Origin of the sequence: Microbacterium helvum, from assembly GCF_014779795.1 — a bacterium.
GTDB classification, from domain to species: domain Bacteria; phylum Actinomycetota; class Actinomycetes; order Actinomycetales; family Microbacteriaceae; genus Microbacterium; species Microbacterium helvum.
The window spans coordinates 68,104-94,704 of sequence record NZ_JACXZS010000010.1 but is presented as its reverse complement, the minus strand read 5'-3'; the positions used below and the strand labels follow the sequence as shown (position 1 = coordinate 94,704).

The 26,601-nt window shown below is 69.6% G+C and carries 19 protein-coding genes; 12 read left to right on the top strand and 7 right to left on the bottom strand.

What is annotated here, in order from left to right; genetic code table 11:
- The first annotated feature begins 49 nt into the window (after positions 1-49).
- Positions 50-412 (top strand): hypothetical protein, encoded by a 363-nt coding sequence (locus IF188_RS15000; protein WP_224751924.1) that lies wholly within the window; start codon positions 50-52, stop codon positions 410-412.
- A gap of 43 nt (positions 413-455) precedes the next feature.
- Here the strand turns inward: IF188_RS15000 and IF188_RS14995 are convergent, their stop codons facing one another.
- Positions 456-1,856, bottom strand: coding sequence for a DUF2252 domain-containing protein (locus IF188_RS14995; RefSeq protein ID WP_224751923.1), 1,401 nt, complete (start codon positions 1,854-1,856; stop codon positions 456-458).
- Positions 1,857-1,948: 92 nt separating this feature from the next.
- Positions 1,949-4,273 carry an arylsulfatase gene (locus IF188_RS14990; protein ID WP_191172609.1) on the bottom strand — a complete coding sequence of 775 codons (2,325 nt, stop codon included), beginning with the start codon at positions 4,271-4,273 and terminating at the stop codon, positions 1,949-1,951.
- A gap of 174 nt (positions 4,274-4,447) precedes the next feature.
- On the opposite strand from IF188_RS14990, the gene IF188_RS14985 reads away from it, so the two are divergent.
- Both IF188_RS14985 and IF188_RS14980 read left to right on the top strand, forming a co-directional pair.
- Positions 4,448-5,119 carry a GAP family protein gene (locus tag IF188_RS14985; protein ID WP_191172608.1) on the top strand — a complete coding sequence of 224 codons (672 nt, stop codon included), beginning with the start codon at positions 4,448-4,450 and terminating at the stop codon, positions 5,117-5,119.
- An 18-nt stretch (positions 5,120-5,137) separates the two neighbouring features.
- Positions 5,138-6,052 (top strand): formylglycine-generating enzyme family protein, encoded by a 915-nt coding sequence (locus tag IF188_RS14980; protein ID WP_318152893.1) that lies wholly within the window; start codon positions 5,138-5,140, stop codon positions 6,050-6,052.
- A 418-nt stretch (positions 6,053-6,470) separates the two neighbouring features.
- Here IF188_RS14980 and IF188_RS14975 read toward each other — a convergent pair whose 3' ends face one another.
- From IF188_RS14975 to IF188_RS20605, 3 genes are read right to left on the bottom strand one after another with little or no spacing between them, the layout of a single operon-like run.
- The gene (locus IF188_RS14975) at positions 6,471-7,394 is read right to left on the bottom strand and encodes an HAD family hydrolase (protein ID WP_191172607.1); all 924 of its coding nucleotides are present in this window, start codon (positions 7,392-7,394) and stop codon (positions 6,471-6,473) included.
- 40 nt (positions 7,395-7,434) lie between these two features.
- Complete coding sequence (locus tag IF188_RS14970; RefSeq protein ID WP_191172606.1) at positions 7,435-8,793, bottom strand: DUF2252 domain-containing protein; 1,359 nt, start codon at positions 8,791-8,793, stop codon at positions 7,435-7,437.
- A 43-nt stretch (positions 8,794-8,836) separates the two neighbouring features.
- On the bottom strand, positions 8,837-11,389 hold the full coding sequence (locus IF188_RS20605) for a LuxR C-terminal-related transcriptional regulator (protein WP_191172605.1): 2,553 nt from the start codon (positions 11,387-11,389) through the stop codon (positions 8,837-8,839).
- A gap of 171 nt (positions 11,390-11,560) precedes the next feature.
- Between IF188_RS20605 and IF188_RS14960 the strand changes: the two genes are divergently transcribed.
- From IF188_RS14960 to IF188_RS14945, 4 genes are all read left to right on the top strand, one after another.
- Positions 11,561-11,800, top strand: coding sequence for a hypothetical protein (locus tag IF188_RS14960; RefSeq protein ID WP_191172604.1), 240 nt, complete (start codon positions 11,561-11,563; stop codon positions 11,798-11,800).
- Between the two features lie 57 nt (positions 11,801-11,857).
- The gene (locus IF188_RS14955; protein WP_191172603.1) at positions 11,858-12,265 is read left to right on the top strand and encodes a DUF7144 family membrane protein; all 408 of its coding nucleotides are present in this window, start codon (positions 11,858-11,860) and stop codon (positions 12,263-12,265) included.
- An 80-nt stretch (positions 12,266-12,345) separates the two neighbouring features.
- Positions 12,346-13,782: an anaerobic C4-dicarboxylate transporter gene (locus IF188_RS14950; RefSeq protein ID WP_191172602.1), complete on the top strand. Its 1,437-nt coding sequence runs from the start codon at positions 12,346-12,348 to the stop codon at positions 13,780-13,782.
- A 55-nt stretch (positions 13,783-13,837) separates the two neighbouring features.
- Positions 13,838-15,187: a M20/M25/M40 family metallo-hydrolase gene (locus IF188_RS14945; protein WP_191172601.1), complete on the top strand. Its 1,350-nt coding sequence runs from the start codon at positions 13,838-13,840 to the stop codon at positions 15,185-15,187.
- A gap of 65 nt (positions 15,188-15,252) precedes the next feature.
- Here IF188_RS14945 and IF188_RS14940 read toward each other — a convergent pair whose 3' ends face one another.
- Positions 15,253-16,833 (bottom strand): MFS transporter, encoded by a 1,581-nt coding sequence (locus tag IF188_RS14940; protein ID WP_191172600.1) that lies wholly within the window; start codon positions 16,831-16,833, stop codon positions 15,253-15,255.
- Between the two features lie 76 nt (positions 16,834-16,909).
- On the opposite strand from IF188_RS14940, the gene IF188_RS14935 reads away from it, so the two are divergent.
- The 5 genes from IF188_RS14935 to IF188_RS14915 all read left to right on the top strand — a co-directional run bounded on the left by IF188_RS14935 (position 16,910) and on the right by IF188_RS14915 (position 24,857).
- Positions 16,910-18,007, top strand: a complete 1,098-nt coding sequence (locus IF188_RS14935) for a hypothetical protein (RefSeq protein ID WP_191172599.1) — start codon at positions 16,910-16,912, stop codon at positions 18,005-18,007.
- Complete coding sequence (locus IF188_RS14930; protein WP_191172598.1) at positions 18,004-19,161, top strand: AI-2E family transporter; 1,158 nt, start codon at positions 18,004-18,006, stop codon at positions 19,159-19,161. Before IF188_RS14935 ends, IF188_RS14930 begins: the two co-directional genes overlap by 4 nt.
- Before the next feature lie 25 nt (positions 19,162-19,186).
- Entirely contained in the window at positions 19,187-21,901 is a 2,715-nt protein-coding gene (locus IF188_RS14925; protein WP_191172597.1) for a cation-translocating P-type ATPase, read from the top strand.
- The gene (locus IF188_RS14920; protein ID WP_018173441.1) at positions 21,898-22,413 is read left to right on the top strand and encodes a hypothetical protein; all 516 of its coding nucleotides are present in this window, start codon (positions 21,898-21,900) and stop codon (positions 22,411-22,413) included. Before IF188_RS14925 ends, IF188_RS14920 begins: the two co-directional genes overlap by 4 nt.
- Positions 22,414-22,535: 122 nt before the next feature.
- A complete protein-coding gene (locus IF188_RS14915; protein ID WP_191172596.1) occupies positions 22,536-24,857 on the top strand; it encodes an arylsulfatase in 2,322 nt (773 codons plus the stop codon).
- Positions 24,858-24,917: 60 nt separating this feature from the next.
- Here IF188_RS14915 and IF188_RS14910 read toward each other — a convergent pair whose 3' ends face one another.
- Positions 24,918-26,561, bottom strand: a complete 1,644-nt coding sequence (locus IF188_RS14910) for a SulP family inorganic anion transporter (RefSeq protein WP_191172595.1) — start codon at positions 26,559-26,561, stop codon at positions 24,918-24,920.
- Between the last annotated feature and the right edge of the window lie 40 nt (positions 26,562-26,601).

Sequence of the window (26,601 nt, the reverse complement as noted above, 5' to 3'; positions counted from 1 at the left end):
CGTGGTGACGCTCGATGACATACGTGGGATCGCTCTCACATTTCCGGGGGTGGCCGAGCGTGTCGACGGCACTCGCGGGGCCCTCACGTGGCGCACGGCGACCGGCGTGTTCGTCTGGCAACGCGGGCCGAGCGGCCGGGACCTCGAGCAGCTCGCTGCGCTCGGCCGCGAGTGGCCGCCGGGCGAGGTGGTGGGCGTGCGCACCGACGGCGAGCAGGGCAAGCTCGCGCTGATCGAGACCTATCCCGGCGCGTTCTTCACGATCCCGCACTTCGACGGGTACCCCGCCGTCCTCGTCCGCCTGGACGCGATCGACCCGGCGCTGCTGCGCGAGGTCGTGACCGACGCGTGGCTGCTCAAGGTTCCGAAGCGCGTCGCGAACGAGTGGCTGGCTGCGCATCCCCCCGAGTGACGTGGATGCCGGGCGCCCGGCATCCACCCGCCATCGCGCGTCGCTACACGCCGCGGTGCGCGCGGAACAGCATCCAGTCCGCGCGTGACTGCTCGGCGTACGCGTGCGCCCACTCCAGGATCGCTTCGCCCGCGGCGCGGCCGCTGCCCAGGTACCCCGACACCGTCCCCGCGACGGGGGACTGCCCGTGGGCGCGCGCGAGGGTCGCCGCGCACGCCTCGGCGTACCAGTGGAAGGCGGGATCCTCGAGCGCGTCCATCTCGAAGCCGCCCTTCATGTCGTGGAACTGGCGCACGTAGTACGAGCGGAAGTCCACGCCAGGCGCCTGGTCGTCTCTGACGTGCCCGAGGAACGGATCCGACACGGCCTGCAGCACGCGCTGCATCGCGACGACCCTGGCGCCATCGGCGTAGCTGTCGATGTATCGCTGCACCGCACGCGGCTGGCGGATGCGCCCGTGCTGGGCGAGCACGCTGGGTCCCGCCTCCTTCGCCTGCAGCAGCACCGTGTGGCCGTCGGCGTCCTGCATCGCGATCAGGTAGCACCGGGTGCCGACGCTGCCGACTCCGACGACGCGGCGCACCACGTCGACGACCGCGTAGTGCGACAGCAGCACGCGGATGTCGGTGTTGGCGCTGCGCAGGTAGTCGTCGAACACCTCCTCGACGCGCGTCACGAGCTCGGGGCGCACGTGGGTCATGGTGGGCGGCGCCTCGACGAAGCCGACGCGGCCGTCGCCCCGGCGCTCGGTGAGCCGACGCGCCGCGCGCGCCCCGGTGCGCTTGGTGGCGTCCTTGATGGCCGCGCGCAGCGCCTTGGCGGTGTGGCCGTCCGCGGCGGCCTGGGCGGCCTGGGCGGCGCGCGCGTCGAAGTGGTCGTAATAGCGGTCGAGGGGGCTGCGCGTCACCCCGGCGCGCAGCGAGCGCGCGTAGGTCCGCACCGCGGCGAGTGCGGCATCCCTCACGACCATCTCGTCGCGCGAACTCGCCTGTCCGGCGATCACGATGCTCGTGACGAGTCGTTTGACGTCCCATTCCCAGGGTGCCCACGCCGCCTCGTCGAAGTCGTTCAGGTCGAACACCAGCGTGCGCTGCGGCGAGGCGTACAGTCCGAAGTTCGACACGTGCGCGTCGCCGCACGAGCCGACGAGCAGATCGGTGCCCGCAGAGTTCGCGAGGTCGGCGGCCATGAGCGCCGCGGTGCCGCGGAAGAAGGCGAAAGCGCTCTCGGCCATCCGTGCGGAGCGCAGCGGCACGAGCTCGGGCACGCGCGTCGCATCCTGTGCGTCCAGCACCGCCATCGGGTCGCGCTCGCCCGATGGCGGCTCGGCGAGCATGCGCCGCGGCAGCCGTTCGCGCAGTCGCTCGCCGCGCGCGAACTGCGCCTTCATGGGCTCGAGCGCGATCCAGTCCTCGCGCGGCGATTCGCGCCCCTCGGTCGTCATGGCGAAAGTGTGCCATGGGATGCCTCGCCCGAAACGCCGATCGGCGCCGGACCCCTGCGGGCCCGGCGCCGATCGCCGTCGATGCTGCGAGACTACTCGCGCGCGAAAGCCGCCTGCGCTTCGAGCTCGAGGTCGAGATATTGCTCGTCGCTCACATCCACCGCGACGCCGAGGATCTTGCCTCCCGTGAACCGGTAGGGCGTCTTGTACGAGCGGCTCACCGAGTCGGCGCTGTCGTAGCCGATGCAGAGGCCGTCGCCGCACAGCGTGAACTTGCCGACCTGCGCCCGCATCGGGCCGGACGCCACCGCCTGGTCGTCCACGTACAGGGTGGTCGTGCCGACCGACTCCTTGTTCGGACCGGCGCCCTCGCGGACGAACTCCATGCCGAGCGAGTGCTTGCCCGGCGTGAGCTTCTCGGACACGAACGTCTGCTCCGGCGGGATGCCGAGGAAGTTGTAGACGTAGTGCAGCTTGCCGTCCTGGATGAACAGCGCGTGCCCGCCGAAGCGGGAGCCGTGGGCGAAGATGACACCCTCGGCGCCCTCCTCGATGTCGACGTCGGCGATGATCTTGTACGACCGGCCCCGAACGTTGACGGCGACGCCCTCCGGGACAGCGCCGCTGTCGGGGTAGTACACGTAGCGGCTGCGCGGCGGCTCCGACGACGGGCGGTCGATCGTGAGCTGCTCCATCGCGGTGCGGTCGTCGATCGGCAGGCCGTAGTTGGCATCAGCCTCTTCGAACCAGGCGTCGACGAGCTCCTTGACCTTCTCGGGGTACTGGTCGGCGAGGTTCTTCGACTCGGAGCGGTCCTCGTCGACGTGGTACAGCTCCCACTTGTCTTCGTCGAAGCGGCCGTGCCCGGTGATCGGCGCGTGGGTTGCGGCGACCTTCCAGCCGTCCTGCCACAGACCACGGGTTCCGATCATGTTGTAGTACTGACGCTTCTTCTGCGTCGGGGCGTCGGGCGCCGCGTCGAACGAGTACCGCATCGACACACCCGGCAGCGGTGCCTGCTCCACTCCGCGGTACACCTCGGGCATCTGCAGCCCGGCGACGTCGAGGATCGTCGGCACGATGTCGGTGACGTGGTGGTACTGGTGACGGATCTCGCCCTTGGCCCTGATGCCGGCCGGCCAGTGGATGATCATCGGGTCGCACGTGCCGCCCGAGTACTGGCTGTAGCGCTTGAACATCTGGAACGGCGTCGAGAACGCCGCCGCCCACCCCGTCGGGTAGTGGTTGTACGCCTCGGGCCCGCCGAGGTCGTTCAGGCGGGTCAGGTTCTCGGCGAGGTCGTCGGGGTAGTTGTTGAAGAACTTGTTCTCGTTCACCGAACCGTCGGGCGATCCTTCGCCCGACGCGCCGTTGTCGGCGCAGTAGAAGATGATCGTGTTGTCGAGCTGCCCCGTCTCTTCGAGGAAGTCGATGATGCGGCCGATCTGAGCGTCCGTGTACTCGCTGAAGCCCGCGAACACCTCGGCCATCCGGCGGAAGAGCGTCTTCTCGTCGTCGCTCAGCGAGTCCCACGGCTTGACGTAGTCCGCCGGGTTCGCCTGGTCCTCGGGGATCGGGTTGAACGGCGTGAGATCGGTGTCTTCGGGCAGGATGCCGCGCTCGATCATGCGGCCGAGCACCCACTCGCGGTAGGCGTCGTAGCCGTCGTCGAACGCGCCCTTGTACTTGTCGATGTATTCCTGGGGAGCCTGGTGAGGTGCGTGGTTGGCGCCAGGGCAGAACCACATGTACCAGGGCTTGGAGGGGTTCGAGGCGCGGTTGTCGCGCAGCATCTGCAGCGCCTGGTCGGCGAGGTCCTTCGAGAGGTGGTAGCCCTCTTCCGGGGTGTAGGGCTGCTCGATGAAGTGGTTGTCTTCGGCGAGATCGGGGTACCACTGATTGGTCTCACCGCCGAGGAACCCGTAGAAGCGGTCGTAGCCCATCTGCAGCGGCCACTGCTTGCGGCTGCCGCCGGCGGCGTTGTCCTGCTCGGGCACGTTGTGGTCCTTGCCGAGCCAGAACGTCGAGTACCCGTTGTCCTGCAGGATGTGGGCCATCGGCGCGCAGTCGTCCGGGATGCGGCCGGAGTTGCCCGGGAAGCCGTTGGTGGACTCCATCAGCGAGGCGATGCTGTTGCGCGTGTGGTTGCGGCCGGTGAGGAAGACCGAGCGCGTCGGCGAGCACAGCGCGGTGGTGTGCCACTGCGTGTACGTCAGGCCGTTCTTGGCGAGCCGGTCGAGGGTCGGCATGTTGATGCGTCCGCCGTACGGCGACCACGACGCCATGCCGGTGTCGTCGTACAGGATCACCAGCACGTTGGGTGCGCCCTCCGGCGCCGTCGGGAGCAGATAGGGGTCCCAGTCGGGAACCGAGTCCCGCACATCCAGCTTGATGGTCCCCTTGAATTCCGCGGCCATGTTCTCTCCTACGTCGTTCCCGGTGCGCCGCGAGGGCGCGGCGCCCTTCCGACGCTATCCGTTCCTCCAAGCGGGCGAAAGGAACGGCGCGAACCGGATGCATCGATGCATCCGGTTCGGCAGCCGCTACGGTGAGTCCGACAGCCGAACCGTTCCGGACCAGGAGGCACGCTCATGGGCGCCGTCATCGGAGACATCCTTCCCCTCGCCCTCGGTGTGGCGATCAGCCCCATCCCCGTGATCGCGGCGATCCTCATGCTGCTGTCGCCGAAGGCGCGCGTCACGAGCGTCGGGTTCCTGCTCGGCTGGGTCATCGGCATCATCGTGGCGGTGACGGTGTTCACGCTGCTCTCGTCGGTGCTGCCCGATGAGGATGCGGATGCCTCCAAGCCGATCCAGGGCGTGATCCAGCTAGTGCTGGGCGCCCTGCTGCTGCTTCTCGCGGTCCGGCAGTGGCGCGGCCGCCCGAAGGCGGGCGAAGAGCCGAAGATGCCGAAGTGGATGCAGGCGATCGACAAGGTGACCTTCCCGGTCGCGTTCGGTCTCGGCTTCCTGCTGTCGGCGATCAACCCAAAGAACCTGCTCATGGCGGCGGGCGCCGGTGTCGACATCGGCTCGGCCGGTCTCAACACGGGTGAGATCGTGCTCGTGATCGCGATCTTCACGCTGCTCGCGGCATCCACCGTCCTCGTTCCCGTGGTCGGCTATCTGATCGCGGCAGACAGGCTGCGTGGACCGCTCGACGCGCTGCGGGTGTGGCTCGGCAGAGAGAACGCGATCATCATGGCGGTCCTGCTGCTGGTGATCGGCGTCTCGCTGATCGGCAAGGGGATCGGCAGCTTCTAGGCCGGATACGGTGGTCGGGTGACCTCAGCGATCCACGACCAGGTGCTGCTCCCCGGCGGCACGTTCACGATGGGCTCGGACGAGTTCTACCCCGACGAGCAGCCCGTCCACGAGCGCGAGGTCGCACCGTTCCGCATCGACCGCTATGCCGTCACGAACGAGCAGTACGCCGCGTTCGTGGACGACACCGGCTACGTCACCGTCGCCGAGCGCGAGCTCGACCCGGCGAACTTCGAGGGGGCAGACCCGGCCGACCTCGTCCCCGGCGCGATGGTGTTCACGCCGACGGCCGGCCCCGTCGACCTGCGCGACTGGCGCAATTGGTGGCGGTGGCAGCCGGGCGCCTACTGGCGGCGGCCGTTCGGACCCGAGTCGTCGATCGATGAGCGGCTGCGGCATCCCGTCGTCCACATCGCGTTCGAGGACGCCCAGGCGTACGCCGACTGGGCGGGGCTGCGCCTGCCCACCGAGGTCGAGCACGAGTACGCCGCCCGCGGCGGGCTCGAGGGCAAGCGGTTCGCGTGGGGCGACGAGCCCTACCCGGGCGGCGTCGCGCAGGCGAACTCGTGGCTCGGCCGCTTTCCGTACGACAACCAGGGAGTGGGGGATGCCGCCCCCGTCGGCTCGTACCCTCCGAACGGTTTCGGGCTGTACGACATGACCGGCAACGTGTGGGAGTGGACCACCGACTTCTACACCCCGCGCCACCTCCGGCTGTCGGACAAGCCGGTGGATGCCGGCAAGCGCGCCAACCTGCTGGCGGCCGCGAGCGCGCAGGACGGCTTCCCGTCGATCCCGCGCCGCGTGCTCAAGGGCGGCTCGCACCTGTGCTCGCCCGACTACTGCCTGCGTTTCCGTCCCGCGGCGCGCTCGCCGCAGGCCGAGGACACCGGCATGTCGCACATCGGATTCCGGCTCGTCGGCGAGGCCTGATCCCGACGCGGGCGGCGGCCGCTGACCTCGCTTCCGGTTCGGCCTGACCCGGCCCGGCCCGGCCTGACTGCCCGACCCGCCCCACGGCCCGGTCCATTCGCGTGTCGGGATCCTTCGCGCTGTCGAAATCGGCATCCGCGCATGAAACAAACAGGCGCGGTTGCCGATTTCGGCAGCGCGAGCAATCTGGGCGAGGCGAGAACGACAGCGGTTGCCGATTTCGACAGCGCGACCGCGACCGCGACTGTGCCGCGACCGCGACCGCGACCGCGACCGCGACCGCGACTGTGCAGCGACCGCGACCGCGACCGCGACTGTGTAGCGACCGCGACCGTGGCCGCGAGGCCACGCCGCCGCAGCTGCGACGGCCGGAGACCGGGCCGGCGGACGAGGCGGGCCGCCGGCATCCACTCTCCGGTCAGGCGGTCGGGAAGACCTGCGACCAGTCGTCGCGGACGCTGACGACCGTCACGCCGTCGGCGGCGAGCGCCTGCTCGGCCCCCTTGTCGTACGGCGCGTCGCCGCGGCCGGTGTCGTCGTCGTGGTGCACGAGCAGCGCGAGGCTGCGCGGACTGCCCTGCGCGAAGCGCAGCATCGGCAGGTCGCCGTTCGAGTTGCCGGCTGCGAGGATCGGGCGGCGCCCGGTGCGCATCCAGATGCGCACCGGCTTCTCGGGGCCGTCGTCGAAGAACGCGAGCTTCGGCGCATAGCGCACGACGTTCGCGTCGGCGTCGTACGTCAGGCCCATGCCGGTGCCGACCACCCGCTCGGCGGGGATGCCGTAGTTCGCCTCGGTCATCGGGCGCATGAAGTCGCGCTCGCCGCCCGACACGATGTACGTCGTGAAGCCGTTCGATTCGAGGAACCGGATGAGCTCGACCATCGGCTGGTAGACGACCTGCGCGTACGGCGTGCCGAGCGTGAGGTGGCGCGCGTCGCGATAGAAGTCGGCGACGGATGCCGCGTACTCGTCGACGCTGACACCCCCGGAGGCGCTCGCGACGGCGGCGATCAGCAGACCGAGGTCGGCGTCGTCACCGGCGTAGTGCTTGTCGATGGCCGCGCCGAGCCACGACATGTCACCGCCCGCGGCCGCCTTGTACGGCTGCGTGTCGGCGAGCGACGGATCTGCGGCGGCCGCGGCCTTCCACTGCTCCAGCAGGTAGTGCAGCTGCGTGGGCATCGGCTTCTCGGTCCACAGCGTCCCGTCGTTGTCGAACACGGCGACCCGCGCTTGCGGTTCGACGTAGTCCGGACCGTTCTCGTCGGTCACGGCGGCGACGAAGTCGAGGATGGCGGTGCGGGTGGCGGTGTCGCGCCACGACGGCAGGGAGTCGCTCATGGTGGCGACTCTAGCGGGGTTGGTGCGGCGGTCCGAGGCGTCAGTTCGCCGCGACGAACGTGTCGTAGTCGCCCTTCGACACCGCGGCGTAGGAGCGGGCCCATTCCAGGATCGCCTCGGCCGCGACGCGCCCGTTGCCGATGTAGCCGGCCACCTGCGCCGCCGTCTGCGACTGCGCGTGGGCGCGGGCCAGGATGATCGCGCACACCTGGGCATAGGTCGAGAACGGCACGTCCTCGAGCGTCTCGGCGGTGATGCCCCCCTTCATGTCGCGGAACTGGCGCACGTAGAAGTCTCGGCCCTCGGGTCCTTTGGCGTGACCGAGGAACGGGTCCGAGAACGCCTGCAGGGTCTTCTGCAGGCCCACGACACGACCGCCCTGCCCGACGCGGGCGATGAATCGCTCCGCTCGCGCCGGCTGCTCGATGCCGCCGTACTGGGCGAGCACGCTGCGGCCCGCCTCTTTGACCTGCAGCAGCAGTGCGCGGGCGTCGCCGTCCTGGAACGCCATCACCCAGCAGCGGGTGCCGACGCTGCCGACGCCGACCACCCGGCGCGCGATGTCGGCGAAGGTGTAGTTCTGCAGCAGCATGCGCACGCTCAGATCGGCGCTGGCGAGGTACTCCTCGATGTAGTCCTGCAGAAGTGCCGCGAATTCCGACGACACGTGGGTCATGGTCGGCGGCTGTTCGACGAACTGGCGGCGTCCCGACTCATCGAGCACCGTCAGCTTGCGGGCGGCCTTGTCGCCGGTGCGCTTCTGCGCCTCGCGGATCGCGGCGCGCATCGCCCGGCCTGACTGCTTGTCCATCGTCGAGAGCGCGGCATCCACGTCGGAGTGCAGGTAGAACCGCTCCAGTGGCGAGGACTCCACCGTCGTGCGGATGGTGCGGGCATAGGCCAGCACGGCCGCACGGCACGCGGCATCCACCACCGACTCATCTCGTGAGGTCGCCTGCCCGGCGATCACGACGCTCGAGATGAGCCGCTTGAGATCCCACTCCCACGGCGCCCACGCGGCCTCGTCGAAGTCGTTCAGATCGAACACCAGCGTGCGCTGCGGTGAGGCGTAGAAGCCGAAGTTGGCGACGTGTGCGTCGCCGCACGACGCCACGAGGATGCCGCTGTGCGGATCGCGGGCGAGGTCCGCGGCCTGCAGCGCGGCGGTGGCGCGATAGAACGCGAACGGGTTCGCCGACATGCGTTCGGTGCGCAGCGGCACGAGTTCGGCGACCCGCGTGCTGTTCTGCTCGGCGAGGATGGCCATCGGGTCGCGGCCCGTCGTCGAGAGCCGGGACAGCGATCGACGCGGGGTGAACCGACGGGCCTCCCGTCCGCGTTCGACGTGTTCCTGGGTGCTCACCGGCCCGACCCAGCCGGCATCCGACATCGTGCTCATGCGCTCATGGTGGCCCTGCGGGAGCCGCCGCGCATCACCCGCGTCAGACGACGCGGCTGTCTTCGCTCGTCTCGAACAGTCCGAGCTCGGTCGCGCGCTCGATCGCGGCATCCCGCGAGGCCACGCCGAGCTTGCGGTAGATGTGGGCGAGGTGGGTCTTGATCGTGTTCGTCGACAGGAAGCACCGTTCGGCGATGTCGGCGATCGTGTAGCGGGTGGGCAGGTAGCCGATCAGCTCGAGCTCGCGCGGCGTCAGGTCGTCGACGAGGCGCTCGCTGCGCGGCGATCCCTGGCTGCGCAACCGCTCTGCGATCGCCCTGCCGAACTCGCTGCGCCCGGTCGGCACCTCGTCGAGCAGTTCGAGCAGGGCGGGCCCGACCCGCAGGAACGGGCGCGACAGGCGGTCGTCCTGCGCGTGCTGCAGTGCGGACTCGAGGTGCTCCCTCGCGGCCATGCGGTGTCCTTCGGCCAGGCACAGCCACGCGGTGAGCGCGTCGACCTCGATCGGCGCGATCGGATGGGGCTGCACACCGCGGGCGCGCAGCTCGGCGAGGCGCTCACGGGCCAGCGGCGCGCGCCCCGCGGCCACGAGGCCCGCGACCTCCTCGAACGCGACCGCCGACCACTCCCCGGCCTGCGGGACCGGGGCGGCGGGCTGGCCCCTCATGCGGGCATCGCGCAGCGCCAGCGAAGTGAGCGTCTGACGCACGAGGGGCGGAGGCGGACCGACGGCATGGACGCTGTCGGGCTGGACGTGCGGATGGATGACCTGTGAGGCGGCGTGCGCGAGCCAGAGCAGTTGCGTCCGGTTGTCGGATGCCGCGGCCGAGACCGCGACGGCGAGCGAGGCTGCGCCCGCCCCCGCCTCACCGCGCTGGATGCACACGAGAGCACGCGCGAGATGCGCGTCGGCCGGTGCGGGGTGGCCGTGCGGGCCCACCTCGCGGGCGAGGTCGAGCGCCTCGTTCGCATGATCGGAGGCGTCGCCCAGTAGGCCGGACAGCGCTTCCGCGAGCGCCAGCGCACCGAGCGCGTGAACGCGGTGCCGGGCGTGGGCGAACGCCGCCGGCGAGAGCGCGGCCGCGAACTGCTCGCGCGCCTCGTCGATCCGTCCCAGCATCAGCCGGGCACGGCCCGCCGACACCCGGCTGATCAGCTCCAGCAGCGGACGCGACGTCAGGCCCATCAGGTCGGGCGGTTCCGTCGCGGGATGTGCCGTCAGCAGCGCGACCGCCTCGTCGGCGATCCCGACGAACACCTCGGGGTGGGAGCTGAACTGCACTTCCGCGCCGAGGTAGGCGAGTGCGATCTGGCGCCGGCCGACACTGAGACCTCGGTCGGCGACGAGACGCTGGAGGGCATCGACGGCCGAGATGGCGTGGCCGCCCATCGTGTTCGCGATCGCGAGCAGCAGCTCCGCATCCGGTCGTGACGCACGGACATCCGGGGGCACGAGCGAGAGCCACTGGATGATCTTGGCAATGCGCACATCCTCGTACGGGTCGGGTCCGATGCGCAGGATCACGTCCATCGCGCGGGCCCAGCGCCGGGCGCGCAGAAGGTACTCGACCGCCGTGTCGACGTCGCCCCCGGCGAGGAACCAGTCCGCTGCAGCCTCGAGTGCTTCATCCTCATCGGCCGCGCGCGTCGCGCGGAGCCGGTAGATGAGCAGGTCGCGGAACAGGCGGTGGAAGCGGAACCAGCCGGGGCGCCCCGGCACACGCACGAGGAAGAGCGAGTCGCGTTCGAGTCGGGTGAGGAAGTCGTCGCCGCCGGCGACCGCGGCGACGGCCTCGGCAAGTCCTGCCGACACCTCGTCGAGCACCGCCAGCCTCATGAGTGCGTTGCGCCGCTCCGGCCTGAGCCCGTCCAGCACCTCGACCCGGAGATAGTTCATGACCAGCTGGTCGGTGTCGGTGAGCTCGTCGACCACGCGGTCGGGGTCGTCGGCGAACCGCAGCCGCAGGGCCGTGAGCTGCACTCCTGCCGCCCATCCCTCGGTCTGCGCGGTGACCGCCGCCGCGGTGGCGGGCGCGATCTCTCGGCCCGCGATGGCCGACAGCACCTTGCCGGTGGTCTCGTCGTCGAACGCCAGCTCGCGCTGGCGGATCTCGACGAGGTCGTGCTCCAGGCGGTGCCGGCTCCAGCCGAGGTTCAGGTCCACGCGCGATGAGAAGACGGCGTGGGCGTTCGGGGGCAGCAGGTCGATGAGCCGCCACAGGTCGGTCAGCACCGCCGTCTTCGCCAGATGGTCGAGGTCGTCGAACACCAGGACGAGCTCGCCGGCATCGGCGAGCCGCTCGGCCAGGTCGACCAGGAACGGCTCGCCGAGCCGCGCCCTGGCGGTGACGGCGGGCGGCTCCGGCGGTGAGAAGCGCGGCGCGACCGCGGCGATCCCCGCGCACAGGCGACGCGCGAACGCACCGACGGCGCGATCGGCCGACGCCAGGTCGAACCACGCGACGGCGAGCTGCGGTCGGCTCTGCGTCCACTGCGTGATGAGCACCGTCTTGCCCGCCCCGGCCGGCGCCACCACGAGCGCCAGCGGCGAGAAGAGGGCCGCATCGAGCTGTCGCCGCAGCGCAGGGCGGTCCACAGCGTGCGGCGGTGTCCTGCGAGGTTCGACCACTGGCATCCCTTCCCCTGAGGGGGCGCGCGGTGGCCAAATCATCCCACAGGGGTGACGTGGCGGCGAGAGGGGTGCGGGAGAGTTGGCGCCTGCGGCGAGCAGAACGCACCGGGCACGTCGTCTCGAAGGGGGTTCGCGATGCACGACCAGACGGTCGAGATCGTGGTCGGCGGACCGCTGAGCCCCGACCTGGTCGTCACCGCGCTGGAGGGCTTCGCCGTGACGACCGACGACGACGGCCGCACGCACGTGATCGGCCGGGTGCCCGATCAGGCCCGGCTGATCGGGCTGCTCGCGATGTTCGACGGACTGCACATCGCCGTGATCTCGGTGAACCCGATCGCCGACGAGGATTCTCACCCTCACCGGGTGACGTGACACCCGGCGCACGACCATAGCGTGCGAGTGCGGGGCATGAGAGAACAGGAGAACGCAATGAGCAGCACAGCGAGCGGCCGTACCGGATGGGCGGGCTGGGGCGTCTTCGCCGGGGTGATCCTGCTGATCAGCGGGGTCTTCGGCGGGCTTCAGGGACTCGTCGCCATCGTCGGACCCGACGCCTACTTCGCCGTCGTCGACGGCTCCCTCTTCCTCTTCGACGTGCAGGGGTGGGGGTGGTGGAACCTCATCATCGGGGTGCTGCTGATCCTGACGGGCATCGCCCTGCTGGCGGGGCAGACCTGGGCGCGGGTCGTCGCGATCATCCTCGCCGCGCTGAGCGCCATCGGGCAGCTGATGCTGATCCCGACCCAGCCCTTCTGGGCGCTGGCGATCATCGCCGTGGACATCCTCGTGATCTACGCGCTCACGGCGCACGGCCGCGAATTGGCGATCCAGGACTAGCTCGATGATGGCCCGGGACCACGGTCCCGGGCCATCATCGATGATGCGGCGTCGTCGCCGCGCAGTGGCAGAGGAGCGACATGGAAACCGTCCTGATCATCCTGCAGGCCTGCGTGGTGCTCGGCGCCATCATGCTCGGCGTCCGCACCGGCGGCCTCGGCCTCGGCCTGTGGGGCGTCGTCGGCACCACGATCCTGGTGTTCGTCTTCCGGCTCGAACCCGGATCACCGCCCGTCGACGCCTTCTTCATCATCATCGCGGTCATCACCGCGTCCTCGGCCATGCAGGCGGCCGGCGGCATCGACTACCTGGTGTCGATCGCGTCGAAGATCATCCAGCGCAATCCGCGCCGTCTCACCTACGTCGCGCCGCTCGTGGCGTTCGTGTTCACTGTGCTCTCGGGCACGTCCAACATCTTCTTCGCACTGATCCCGGTGATCTACGAGACCGCGTACCGCAACGGGCAGCGGCCCGAGCGGGCGCTCGCCGCCTCGACGGTGACCTCGGGCCTCGGCATCACCGCCAGCCCGGTGTCGGCCGCCATGGCCGCGTACCTGGTGCTGATGGCGGGCACCGGGTACGAGCTGCCGCAGATCCTCCTCATCACGATCCCGTCGGCGATCGTCGCGTGCATCGCGACGTCGTTCGTGCAGCAGCGCCTCGGCAAGGATCTGCTCGACGATCCGGAGTTCCTGGGGCGCGTCGCGGACGGCCGCGTGGAGCTGTCGCCCGCCCTGCGCGCACGGTACGACGCCAAGATGGCGGGGACCGCCGAAGGCGGGGGCTCGGATGCCGCCGGCACAGGCCGCACGAAGACCGCCGGCGCGACGGCATCCACCTTCATCGAGCACCCGGTGCCGCCGGGCGGGCAGACGGCCGCGCTCATCTTCATCGCGGGCACGCTGCTGGTGGTGGTGCTGGGGCTCTTCCCCAGCCTGCGGCCGGCCTTCCCGAACGCGGACGGTGAGCTCGTCCCAATCGGCATGTCCACCGTGATCGAGATGGTGATGTTCACCGCGGCTCTCGTGATCATCCTGGTGCGACGGGTGAAGCCCAGCCAGGTGGTCGAGCAGCCCCTGCTGAAGGCCGGATACGTGGCCGCCGTCGCCCTGTTCGGCATCGCGTGGATGGCCGACACCTTCATCGCGGCCAACGAAGAGACCATCATCGAGCCGCTCGGCCAGATGATCGTCGCGAACCCGCTGCTGCTCGCGGTGGCGCTGTTCGTCGTCGCCGGCCTCACCACGAGCCAGTCGGCCACCACGAACACGCTCATCCCCATCGCGCTCGCCGCGGGCCTCGCACCCGGGGTGATCACGGCGATGTGGCCCTCGCTCATCGGCGTGTGGCTGTTCCCCGCGAACGGTTCGCAGATCGCCTCGGTCGAGACGGATGCCACCGGCTCGACCAAGCTGACGCAGATCCCCGTCTGGCACTCGTTCACGATCCCGATGCTGGTGTCGTGGGTCGCGGTCGTCGCCTCGGGCCTGCTGATCCAGCTGGTCGTGCCCTCCTGACGGAACCGAGACGCGCCCACCGAGAACGACCGACAGTCCGACAGGAAGAGGAACCATGTCTGATCGCGCAACCGAGGTCGAGCAGCTGATGCCGGAGGTGCTGGAACGCCTGCGCGCGCTGGTGAGGATCCCGTCCGTGGCGTTCCCGGGGTTCGACCCCGAGCCCGTGCACCGCATGGGCGAGGCGGTCGTCGAGCTGTTCCAGGCGGCCGGTGCCACCGACGTCGCCCTGCTCGACGTCCCGGGAGGGTACCCGTGCGTCTACGCCGACCTGCCGGGGCCCGAAGGATCGCCGACGGTGCTGCTGTACGCGCACTACGACGTCCAGCCTGCGCCCGCGAGCCAGCGGTGGTCGATCGCCGACCCGTTCGAGCCGGCCGACGGCGAGGACGGGCGCATCTACGGACGCGGCGCCGCCGACGACAAGTCGGGGCTCGTGATCCATTACGCCACGCTGCGTCTGCTCGGCGAAGACCGGCCGTGCCGCATCAAGCTGCTCGTCGAGGGCGAGGAGGAGACGATCTCGCACCTGGAGGACTTCGTCGAGGCGAATCCCGAACGGTTCGCCGCCGACGCCTTCGTCATCGCCGACATCGGCGGGCAGGTCGTCGGGCGGCCGGGGCTGACGACCGCTCTGCGCGGAGACGTGGCCTGCACGGTGACGGTGCGCACGCTCGCGTTCCCCGTGCACTCCGGTCTCTTCGGCGGAGCGGCACCCGACGCCATGACGGCGATGATCCGCATCCTCGACTCGCTGCACGACGAGGCGGGCGACACGGTCATCCCCGGCGTCGACACGTCGACGTGGAAAGGCGCCGCGATGGAGGAAGAGGTCTACCGCGACGGCTCGGCGATCCTGCCCGGCGTCGACTACCTCGGCACCGGGTCGCTGTCGGACCGCATCTGGGCGAAGCCCTCCGTGACGGTGCTGGGCATGGACCTGCCGAGCACCGCCGAGGCGTCCAATGTGCTGCTGCCCGAGGTGACCGCGAAGCTCTCGATGCGCATCGTTCCCGGCTCGGACGCCGATGCCCAACTCGAGGCGCTCATGGCGCACCTGCGCGCCCAGCGCCCGTGGAACTGCGAGGTCGAGGTCGCGAAGGTCAAGACCGGTCACGCGTTCGCGGTCGATGAGACGCATCCCGCGATCGTGGCGGCCAAGGATGCCCTCAAGGCGGCGTACGGCGCCGAGGTCGAATCGATCGGCAGCGGCGCGTCGATCCCGCTCGTGGCCTCGCTCCAGAAGATCGCCCCCGACGCGGCGATCGTGCTGTGGGGCGCCGAAGACACCGCGAAGGCCCGCATCCACGCCTCCGACGAGTCGGTGGATCCGGCCGAGATCGCGCGCATGATCGCCGCGCAGGTCGCGTTCATCGAAGAGGTCGCGAGGTCGGCACGCGCGTGAGCGCGGCAGCGTAGAGCAGGTGGATGCCGACGGGCGCGGCCGCCGGCATCCACCTGTCTCAGGCGTCAGCCGCCGATCACGCTGTCGACGCCGCTCGACGGGGCGGGATCGGGGAGCCGGCGCATCCGCAGGGCATTGAGGGCGCCGGCGGCGGCGGCGAGGATCGGCACGAACAGGGCGATCTGCAGGGCGATCGGGCCCGCCTCGCTGTTGATGCGGACGATCTCGGCCGAGGTCTCGGGCGGCTCGTCGGCGAGCATCTCTTCGAGCCCGGTGTTCGACATGAGTTCGGCGTCCTCTTCGAGCACCGCCGAGACGTGGGTCTTCTCGTCGGCGGTGAGCACCGTGCTCTGGTCGGCGAGCGCGGTGAAGCTGCTGGCCAGAGCGGCGAGCAGGATCGCGCCGGCGAAGGCGAGCCCGAACGACAGGCCGAACGAGCCGGCCGCCGAGTTGACCCCCGCCGCCTCGCTCACCCGTTCCTCGGCGATCGGCGAGAGCGTGTAGTTGTTCAGTTGCGAGACCAGCATGCCCAGGCCCGAGCCGACGACGATCAGCGGGATCGCCAGGTACCACCCGCTGGTCGCGATCGGCACCAGCGGCACCAGCACCACCAGGCCGATCACGGCCAGCAGGAACCCGAACAGGATGATGGTCGCCGGGCGGCGCTTGATGCCCCGGCCGGCCAGCAGCGCGATCGCGAACATGCTGAGCGAGAGAGGGGCGATCGACAGGCCGGCCAGGAAGGCGTTGTACTCCAGCACCATCTGCAGGTACAGCGGCAGCACGATCATCGTGCCGCCGAGCGTGATCTGCTGCAGCAGCTGCCCCGTCGCGCCGGTGCGGAACGGCTTCGAGCTGAACAGGGCCGGATCCAGCAGCGTCGGCTTGCCGCGCCGCTTGCGACGGACCAGCCAGAACCCGAGACCGACGAGCGCGACGAGTCCGAGCAGGATCGTCGCGCCGACGTACGCCGCCCCCTCCTGCCACAGCAGGATGCCGAGCACGACGCCGCCCATGCCGACGACCGACAGCAGCGAGCCGACGACGTCGACCGATCGGTCGCCGGTGTACGGCACGTCCTTCACGAGCCGCACGCCGATGAGCACGACCGCGATCGTCAGGGCCTCGAGCAGGAACCCGACCCGCCACGACAGGAAGGTGGTGATCGCGCCGCCCAGCAGCGGCCCGACGGCGGCGGCGATCGCGGCGGCCGCCCCGACCGTCGCATACACGCGGGTGCGGTGCGCGCCCTCGAAGTTGCCGTGGATGAGCGACTGCATCGAGGGGAGGAGGAGGGATGCCCCGAGACCGCCGATGATCGCCCAGAAGATGATGACGGCGGTGAGGCTCGTCGCGAGCGTCATCGCGACGGCGCCGATCGCGTAGCCGAGGAGCCCGAGCGTGTAGGCGAGCTTGCGGCCGATGAGGTCGCCGGTCTTGCCGCCGATGAGGATGAAGGCGGCCGACACCAGCGCTTCGAGCGCGATCGCCCCCTGCACGCCGCTCGCCGTCGCCCCGAGGTCCTTGACCACCGCCGAGATCGACACGTTCATCAGCGACGTGTCGACGACGAGGACGAACATCGCCATCGCCATGAGGATGGCCAGTCGCGCGTTGAAGCGACCCGTGTCTTGCCCGCTGCTCATGACGCACAGCGAACCATGCCGCGGCGCTGCGGGAATCACCCCCCTGGGGTGACGGTCCTCGGTACAGACTGACGCCATGACCCGGACCACACCTGCCGTCGCCCCGGCCGGGGCGACGCCGGAGCAGACTCCTCGCACCGAACGCGAGGCGCTCTACCTGTCGTTCGGTGCCCAGATCGTCGGCGGCGTGTACGGGTTCGTTCTCGCGCAGTTCACCGCGGCCCTGTCGCTCGCCGGCGACGACCCGTTCGCGCTGTGGGCGGCGATCGGTGCCGCCGTGGTCGCGGCGGTGGTGTCGACCGCGGGCTACTGGCGGTCGCGGGCCCAGCCCGAGCAGCGGTGGCGGCGCGACCTGCCGGCGTGGCTGTTCACGGTCAACACGATCTCGGTCGTCGTCGTGCACGTCGCCCTGGCGTTCCTCGCCACCTACGGCCTCTACCGGCTGCTGGCGCTCGGCTTCATCGGGCTGCCGGTCGTGACGTTCTGGGCGGTCGTGCTGATGGCGGTGACGCTCGGGCTCTCGGCGTACTTCGTCTATCTGTCGTCGTCGAGCATCACGACCCAGCGCCTGTCGACGCTGCTCATGGCCTTCATCGCGATCGGCACGCTGACGGCGACGATCACCACGCCAGATCCGGAGTGGTGGACGGTGCACTTCAGCCAGCTGGGCACGTTCGACGACCTGTCGAGCTGGATCTTCAACGGCACCCTCATCGCGGGCGGCCTGCTCGTCACGACGTTCGCGGTGCACATCTCGCGGGACCTCGGCGCCCTCGTCGAGGCCGGGACGCTCGTGCATCGCGGTGTCGCCCGCTTCGTGAGCACGGCGTTCGTGGTCATGGGCATCATGCTGGCGTTCGTCGGGATCTGCCCGGTCGATGTGAACCTGTGGGTGCACAACCTGTCGGCCTCGGGCATGGCGGTCGCCTACCTGGTGCTGCTGATCGCCGGGTACCGGAATCTGAACGGGATGCCGCGCGCCTACTTCGTCGCATCGTCGGCGTTCCTGGCGGCCACGGTCGCCTCGGTCGTGCTGTTCATCGTCGGGTACTTCTCGCTGACCGCGTTCGAGATCATCGTCTTCGCGCTGATCTTCGGCTGGATCGCGGTCTTCATCCGGTTCCTCGGCGTCGCGGGACGCAAGGACGACACCCCCGGAGGAATGGCGGCATGAGCGACACGACGGATGGCGCCGAGGTCGCGCCTGCGGTCGAGACGGCGGTCGCGCCGCTGCCGGCGGCGCGGCGCCGACGCGGGCCGCTGGCGGTCGAGGCGCTGTTCCAGCGCCCGCTGGTGTCGGGGTTCCTCGCGACGATCGGCGTGCTCGGGGCGATCCTGCTCGGCAGCGCGTTCATGTCGATCGGCACGATCCTGCTGTACATCGTGCTCGCGATGTTCCTCGCGCTCGGTCTCGACCCCATCGTGCGGCTGCTCGAGCGCAAGCGGGTCAAGCGGCCGCTGGCGATCCTCATCGTGTTCGGCTGCTTCGCGGTGCTGTTCGTGCTGTTCCTGGTGTTCGTGCTGCCGCCGCTTCTCGCGCAGATCGGCGAATTCATCAAGGCGATTCCCGAGGCGCTCGAAGAGGTCGATCAGACGCCGTGGTTCGCAGCCCTGCCGCCCGACATGCAGGCGGCCATCGCGGGCGTGGTGCAGGGACTGGCCGACTGGATCGCGAGCCCGTCGACGCACGCGGCGATCGGCGTCGGGATCGTCGCGGCCGGCGTCGGGTTCGTCGCCGCGATCTCGGCGAGCTTCGTCGTCGTCGCCCTGACCCTGTACTTCCTCGCATCGCTCGACGCGACGAAGCAGGCGTTCTACCTGCTCGCCCCGGCGCACAGCCGCCCGAAGCTGCAGGAGCTCACCGAGCGCATCACCGCGTCGGTGGGCAGCGCCCTGCTGGGGTCGGTGACGCTCTCGGCACTGAACGCGGGCACCGTGTTCGTGCTGCACCTGCTCATCGGCCTGCCGTTCGCGGCGCTGATGGCCGTGATCGCGTTCGTCATCACGCTCATCCCGCTGTTCGGCTCGGTCATCTTCCTCGTGATCGGCACGGCGGTGGCGCTCTTCTCCAGTCCGATGCAGGCGCTCATCTTCCTGATCTGCTACCTCGTCTACATCCAGGTCGAGTCGTACGTGCTGAGCCCGCGGATCATGAACCGCGCCATCTCGATCCCGGCTGCCCTGGTGCTCATCGCGGCGATGGTCGGCGGCGCACTGGGCGGGGTCATCGGGGTGCTCGTGGCCTTGCCTGTGACGGCATCCATCCTGCTCATCATCCGTGAGATCGTGGTGCCCCGGCAGGACCTCAAGATCACCCCCGAGGGGTGAACACCCCCTCGGTAGCGTCGGACACATGACCACCGCCACCGGAGGATCCACCGACACGCCCTGGTTCGCCCAGGACGCGGACGCCGTCGTCGCGAGCGTCGCCACCGACCGGGACGCCGGCCTGACGAGCGCGGAGGCAGAGCGAAGGCTCGCCGAGCACGGGCCGAACGCGATCGCCGCCGAGCCCGCGCCGTCGGTGTGGCAGGTGTCGCTCAGACAGCTCGCCGACCCGATGAACGTGATGCTCGTCGCGGTCGCGATCATCAGTCTGTTCATCAACCAGGTGAGTGTCGGCATCCTCGTCGGCGCCCTCGTGATCCTCAACGTGTTCCTCGGCACGCGGCAGGAGATGAAGGCGAAGGCGTCCGTCGACGCCCTCGCGAAGATGCAGATCCCGAAGGCCAAGGTCATCCGCGACGGCGCGCTCGTGCAGGTCGATGCGACCTCGCTCGTCCCGGGCGACATCATCACGCTCGAAGCCGGCGACATCGTGCCGGCGGACGGCCGCATCATCCGCTCGGCGACGCTGGAGACGCAGGAGGCGGCGCTCACGGGTGAGAGCGCGCCGATCGCGAAGGACGCCGCCGTCATCGCCGACCCCGAGACGACCCTCGGCGATCGGGCGAACATGGTGTTCCAGAACACGCAGGTGACGCGCGGCACCGCCACGGCCGTCGTGGTGGCGACGGGGATGGGCACCCAGATGGGCCAGATCGCCTCGATGCTGTCGGCCGTGAAACCGTCGAAGTCGCCCCTGCAGCGCGAGCTCGACTCGCTGACCGGCGTGCTCGGCTGGATCGCCTGGGGCGCGGTCGCGATCATCATCATCACGGGACTGCTGCGCGGGCAGGAGATCGCGTCGGTGATCCTGCTCGGCATCTCGATGGCGATCTCGGCGATCCCCACCGGCATGCCGTCGTTCGTGCAGGCCATGCTCTCGTACGGATCGCGGCAGCTCGCCGAGCACAAGGCGGTCGTCAAGAACCTCACCGACGTCGAGACGCTGGGGGCGACCAGCGCCATCAACTCCGACAAGACCGGCACGCTCACGATGAACGAGATGACGGTGGAGTCGCTGTACTACGCCGGCGAGTGGTTCACCGTCAGCGGCACCGGGTACGAGAAGACGGGCGACATCCGCCACGCCGCGGGGCTGCCCGTCCCCGACTTCACCCAGCTCGCCCTCGCGCTCACCCTGTGCAGCGACGCGACCGTGTCGGACGACGGCGACGTCATCGGCGATCCGACCGAGGCCGCTCTCGTCGTGCTGGCCGCGAAGATGGGGGCGGATGCCGCCCTCACCCGCGTCGAGTACCCCCGGGCCGCGGAGGTGCCGTTCGACTCGGCGTACAAGTTCATGGCGACCTTCCATGAGCGCCCCGCCGCCGGCGGCGGGACGGAGCTCGTCGAGCTCGTCAAGGGCGGTCCGGACGTCGTGCTCGAGCGCTGCTCGTCGGTGCTCACCGTCGACGGCGCCGCCCCCATCGAAGAGAAGCGGCAGGCGATCCTCGACGCGAACCGGGAGCTGTCGGAGCGCGGCCTGCGCGTGCTGGCGTTCGCGGTCCGGCGCTTCGCGCCCGGTACGCCGACGCCCGCCGATCCCATGGCCGAGGTGAAGGACCTCAGCCTCGCAGGGCTCGTCGGCATCATCGACCCGCTGCGCCCGTCGTCGAAGGAGGCCGTGCGGATCGCCCGTGAGGCGGGCATCGAGGTCCGCATGATCACGGGCGACCACGCCATCACCGCCGCGGCGATCGGCGCACAGCTCGGGCTCGGCGATGGGGCGGCGAGCGGCGCCGAGATCCAGGCGATGTCGGACGAGGAGCTCACGGCGAAGCTCCCGCACCTGCACGTCTTCGGCCGCGTCACCCCCGAAGACAAGCTGCGCCTCGCGCGCCTCATGCAGGAGGACGGCGCCGTCGTCGCCATGACGGGTGACGCCGTGAACGACGCTGCGGCGCTCAAGCAGGCCGACATCGGCGTCGCAATGGGCTCCGGCAGTGACGTCACCAAGCAGGCCGGCAAGATGATCCTCGTCGACGACAACTTCGGCACGCTCGTCACCGCGGTGCGGCTCGGCCGGGCGATCTACGACAAGATCGTCAGCTACGTGCGGTTCCAGATGTCGCAGTTGTTCTCGCTCGTGCTGCTGTTCCTCGTCGCGAGCCTCTTCGACATCAATCACGGCGTGCCGCTCACGCCGATCATGGTGCTGTTCCTGAACTTCTTCATCGCGATCTTCCCGGTCATCGTGATCCTGCTGGATCCTGCGCCCGAGGGCATCATGCAGAAGCCCCCGCGCGACCCGAAGAAGACCATCGCGAACGGCGGGGCGGTCGTGCTGTGGTTCGTCTACGGCGGGCTCATCTTCATCACGACCCTCATCCCGCTGCTGCTCTACCCCGACCAGCTCAGCTCCACCGCTCCGAACGCGCCCGTCACGATGGCCTTCGTGGTCGCCGCGCTCGGTTCGATCTTCGGCGGCCTGGTGATGCGTCGCGACCCGGAGTCGGGCCTGACGGCGCCGATCCTGGTCGCGGTCAAGTGGCTGGCGATCCCGCTGGCGCTGACCGTCGCGGCGGTCGAGATCGGCTTCCTGCAGCGCCTCGTCGGCACGACGTCGCTGACCGGGAACGAGTGGCTCATCTGCCTGGGCCTGTCGCTGCTGGTGCCGGTGTTCATCGAGCTCGAGAAGCTGCTGCGGCGCTCGCGGCACCGGCGACAGGCTGGGGCCTCATGAGCGAGGAGGATCTCGGCGACGAGACGGGCACCTCCCCGTCGCTGCTGCCGATCCTGATGACGGAGGAGGCGATCTACGGCCTCATCCTGGTCTCGGGCATGATCGTCGTCGCCGGCAGAGGAGCGTCGCTCGAAGTGCTCGTCACGGTCATCGTCACCGTTCTGGTCTTCTACGCCGCGCACGTGTACGCCGGCGCCGTGGCGCGCCTCGCCGAGTCCCGCGGCAAGGCGTCGCCCGCCGGGAGTCTGGCATTCGCGGCCCGGGAGTCCTCGGGGCTGCTCGTGGCGAGCGTCGTGCCTGTCGTCATCCTGTTCCTGGGCACCTCTCACGTCATTCCCGACGTGGTCGCCAACTGGGCGGCGCTCATCGTCAACACGATCCTGCTGGCGGTGCTCGGCTGGATCGCGGTCGGGCGCTGGCGGCCGAGGTTCGCCGCGCGCCTGCTCGGCGCCCTCATCGCGGCGTCGTTCGGCGTGATCCTCATCCTGCTGAAGGCGTTCGTCACGCACTGACCACGCCGCACGGCGACGGATCGGTGAATCGTCCGTGAGTCTCTCCCGCGGTCCCGGCATCCCCAATAGGGTCCGAGGTGGGGGCTCCGGGTGCCCTCGACACGTGAACGAAGGAGAGCCCTGTGCCTCGCGATTTCCAGGGGAAGATCGAACTCGACATCCGCGACTCGACGCCTGACTGGGGCGCCTACGAGCTGACGAAGGCGCCGAAGGATGCGCCGAACGTCCTCGTCGTCCTCTACGACGACACCGGCCTTGCGGCATGGGAGCCGTACGGCGGGCGGATCAAGATGCCGACCCTTCAGCGCCTTGCCGACAACGGTCTGACGTACTCGCAGTGGCACACGACATCGCTCTGCTCGCCCACGCGGTCCACCTTCCTCACCGGTCGCACGCATCACCAGAACGGTTTCGCGACGATCTCCGAGTCGGCGGTCGGCTTCCCGGGCTACAGCGGGCACATCCCGAAGTCGAACGCGTCGATCGCACGCATCCTCCGCGACGCGGGGTGGTCGACCTACTGGGTGGGCAAGAACCACAACGTGCCGGTCAACGCCCTCTCCAGCGGCTCGGATCGGAGCGAGTGGCCGCTCGGTCAGGGGTTCGACCGGTTCTACGGGTTCATCGGCGGCGAGACGAACCAGTGGTACCCCGACCTCGCCGTCGACAACCACTACATCGATCAGCCCTACATGCCCGAGGACGGCTACCACCTGTCGAAGGACCTCGCCGACCAGGCGATCCGGATGCTGCGCGACACCAAGCAGTCAAACCCCGACAAGCCCTGGTACCTGTGGTTCTGCCCCGGCGCGAACCACGCCCCCCATCACGCGCCTCAGGAGTACATCGACAAGTACAAGGGTGTCTTCGACGACGGCTATGAGGCCTATCGCGAGTGGGTGCTGCCGCGCATGATCGAGCGCGGCATCCTGCCCGAGGGCACCGAACTCACCGAGATCAACCCGATGACGGAGGGGACGTTCTCGCCCGGCGACGCGGTGCGACCCTGGGCCGAGCTGAGCGACGAAGAGAAGAGGCTGTTCAGCCGCATGGCCGAGGTCTTCGCGGGGTACAGCGAGTACACCGACGCCCAGGTCGGCCGCGTCATCGACCATCTCGAGAAGTCGGGACAGCTCGAGAACACCCTCATCATCTACGCGGCCGACAACGGCGCCTCGGGTGAGGGAAGCCCCAGCGGCTCGGTCAACGAGAACCTCTTCTTCAACGGCTACCCCGACGACGTCGCGCACAACCTCGAGATGATCGACAAGCTCGGCGGCCCCGAGGCCTACAACCACTATCCGACCGGGTGGGCCGTGGCCTTCTCGACGCCGTTCCGCATGTTCAAGCGGTACTCGTATGCGGGTGGCTCGGCCGATCCGCTGATCATCCACTGGCCGGCCGGCATCGCCGCGAAGGGCGAGGTGCGCGATCAGTACCACCACTGCACCGACATCGTGCCGACGATCCTCGAGGCCTGCGGCGTCACGGCGCCTTCCGTCGTGGACGGCGTCGAGCAGACACCGATGCCCGGTGTCTCCATGAATTACACCTTCGACAGCGGCGATGCGCCGACGAAGAAGGAGACCCAGTACTACGAACTCGCCGGCACCCGAGGTATCTGGCACAAGGGGTGGAAGGCCGTCGCCGAACACGGGCCGATTCCCATCGGCCTCGGGAACTTCGACAAGGACCGCTGGCAGCTGTTCCACGTCGACGAGGACCGCTCAGAGGCGCACGACCTCGCCGCCGAGCATCCTGAGAAGCTCGAGGAGCTCACCGCGCTCTGGCTCGAAGAGGCGCACAAGTACGGTGTGCTCCCGCTGAACGACCTCAGCGTCCCCGAGCTCGTGAAGCTCGAGTACCACCTGCCCGTGCCCGTCGACGGCCGCTACATCTACTACCCCGGCACGACCGAGGTGCAGGAGCAGCTCGCCGCGCGTACGCAGCAGGTGTCGTTCAAGATCCTCGCCGACGTCGACTTCACCTCCGATACGGAGGGTGTCATCGTCGCGCAGGGGTCGCGTTTCGGCGGCTACAGCCTGTACGTGAAGGACGGCGAGCTGTCGTTCGTGTACAACTTCCTCGGCATCCCACCCGAGCAGCGCGTCACCACCGGCGCGCCCTCCGAGGGCCGCCACGTCGTCGGCGTCGGGTTCGAGAAGAAGGGCCATGGCGAGCATGGCGAGGCCCTCGGCACGTTGACGCTCTACGTGGACGACCAGGCGGTGGATTCCGCCGACATCCGCACGCAGCTCGGCCGCTACGCCCTGACCGGCGAAGGCCTGAGCGTCGGATACGACTCCGGCGACACCGTGACGACCGCCTATCCCAACCGGTTCGCCTTCACCGGCGGCGAGATCCACGAGGTGGTCTACGACGTCGCAGACGATCACTACATCGATATCGAGAGGGAGTTCGCCGCGAAGCTCGCGAGCGACTGACACGGGCAGACGAGGGGGTGGATGCCGCGGCATCCACCCCCTCGCGCTGTCTCCGCGGCCTCAGACCGAGGCTGCGGCGAGTCCCTCCGGGACGGTCGCGTGGACGCGGCCGTCCCGTTCGAGGCTCGCGAACCACGGGGTCTTGCGGGCGATGGCGGTGGCCTTCTCGGGAAGGCGCGCCAGATGCAGCACGATGCCGAGCTGGGCCAGCTCCCGGTCGAGGCTCTCCAGCGCGTCGAGGATCGTGACGGTGATGATGTCGAGCCGCTCGACGTCGAGCACGAGTGCGTCGACCGGCGGAGTCTGACTCGTCGCGAGGGCGATGATCGCACGGGCGTTCTCGGCGGCATTGGCCGTGTACAGTCCGCGGCCGAGATGCACGGCGACGACATCGCCCTCACGGCCCGTGATGTCGAGCCGGGGGATGTTCACCTCGCGCAGGACGAGGACGAGGGTCATGACGACGCCGATGGCGACGGCCGGGAGGAGCCCTGCCGAGAGGCCGATGAGCGCCACGACCAGCGCGATCCAGAAGTCGATCCTGCTGATGTGCGCCCAGCGCACGAGCTCGGGGATGTTGATCAGCCCCATCACGGCGACGAACACCATCGCGGCCAGGGTGGCTTGCGGCAGCAGGCTCAGCACCGGCCCGAGGAACAGCGCCACCAGGATGGCGAGGACCACGGTGACGAGCGTCGACAGCTGCGTCTTGGCGCCGGCGTTCTGGTTGACGGCGCTCTGCGAGAACCCGCCGGCCGACGGCATGGTCGTGAAGAACGAGCCGACGACGTTGGCGGCGCCGGTGGCGAACAGCTCCTGGTTGCTGTCGATCTGCGGCTCGGTCGCCTTGCGGATGCCGCGTGCCACGGCCGCGGACTCCAGGAACGCCATCACCGCGATCGCCAGGGCACCCGGGATCAGATCGGCGAAGTGGGTGAAATCGGGCAGCGACGGCGTCGGGAAGCCCGACGGCACCGGGTCGATCAGTGCCACGCCTGCGGCGGTCAGCCCCGTGAACGCGGCGAGCAGGATGCCGGCTGCGACGACGATGAGCGTTCCCGGCACGCGCGGCGCGAAGCGCTGCAGCAGCACGAGGACGAGGATCGACCCGACAGACAGTGCCACCGTCGGCCAGTTGACGCTGTCGAACGCCTTGCCGACCGCGACCAGCGAGCTGATGAAGCCCTCGCCCGACACATTGCCCGTCTCACCGAGCAGCTTCGGCAGCTGGCCGACCGCGACCGTCGCGCCGACGCCGATCTTGAGGCCCAGCACGGTCGCGCCGCTGATGTTCTCGACGAGCGAGCCGAGCTTGAGCAGCCAGGCGAGCAGCAGCATCGCGCCGACCAGCAGCGTCAGCGTCATGAGCGAGCCGAGGGCGGCGTCGGGGTCGTCGGCCGACGCCGCGACGCCGGCCGACACGAGCGTCGTCGCGGTGAGCGTCGCGATCGTCGAGGTCGTCGACACGCTCATCGCCCGGCTGCCGCCGAGCAGCGCGTACACCAGCATCGGCAGGATGCACGTGTAGAGGCCGATCTGCACCGGCAGGTTCGCGATCGTCGCGTAGGCCATCGCCTGCGGCACCACCACGGCGCCCGCCGAGAGGCCGCCGACGATGTCGGGCAGCAGCCACTCGCGGCGGTACCCGGCGAACGTGGGAAGCAGCCAGCGGGGTCGGCGGGAGACGGTGGCGGTCGAGGTCACATTCGCGAATGTACCGGGATCGCCGCGGAATGCGGCACAC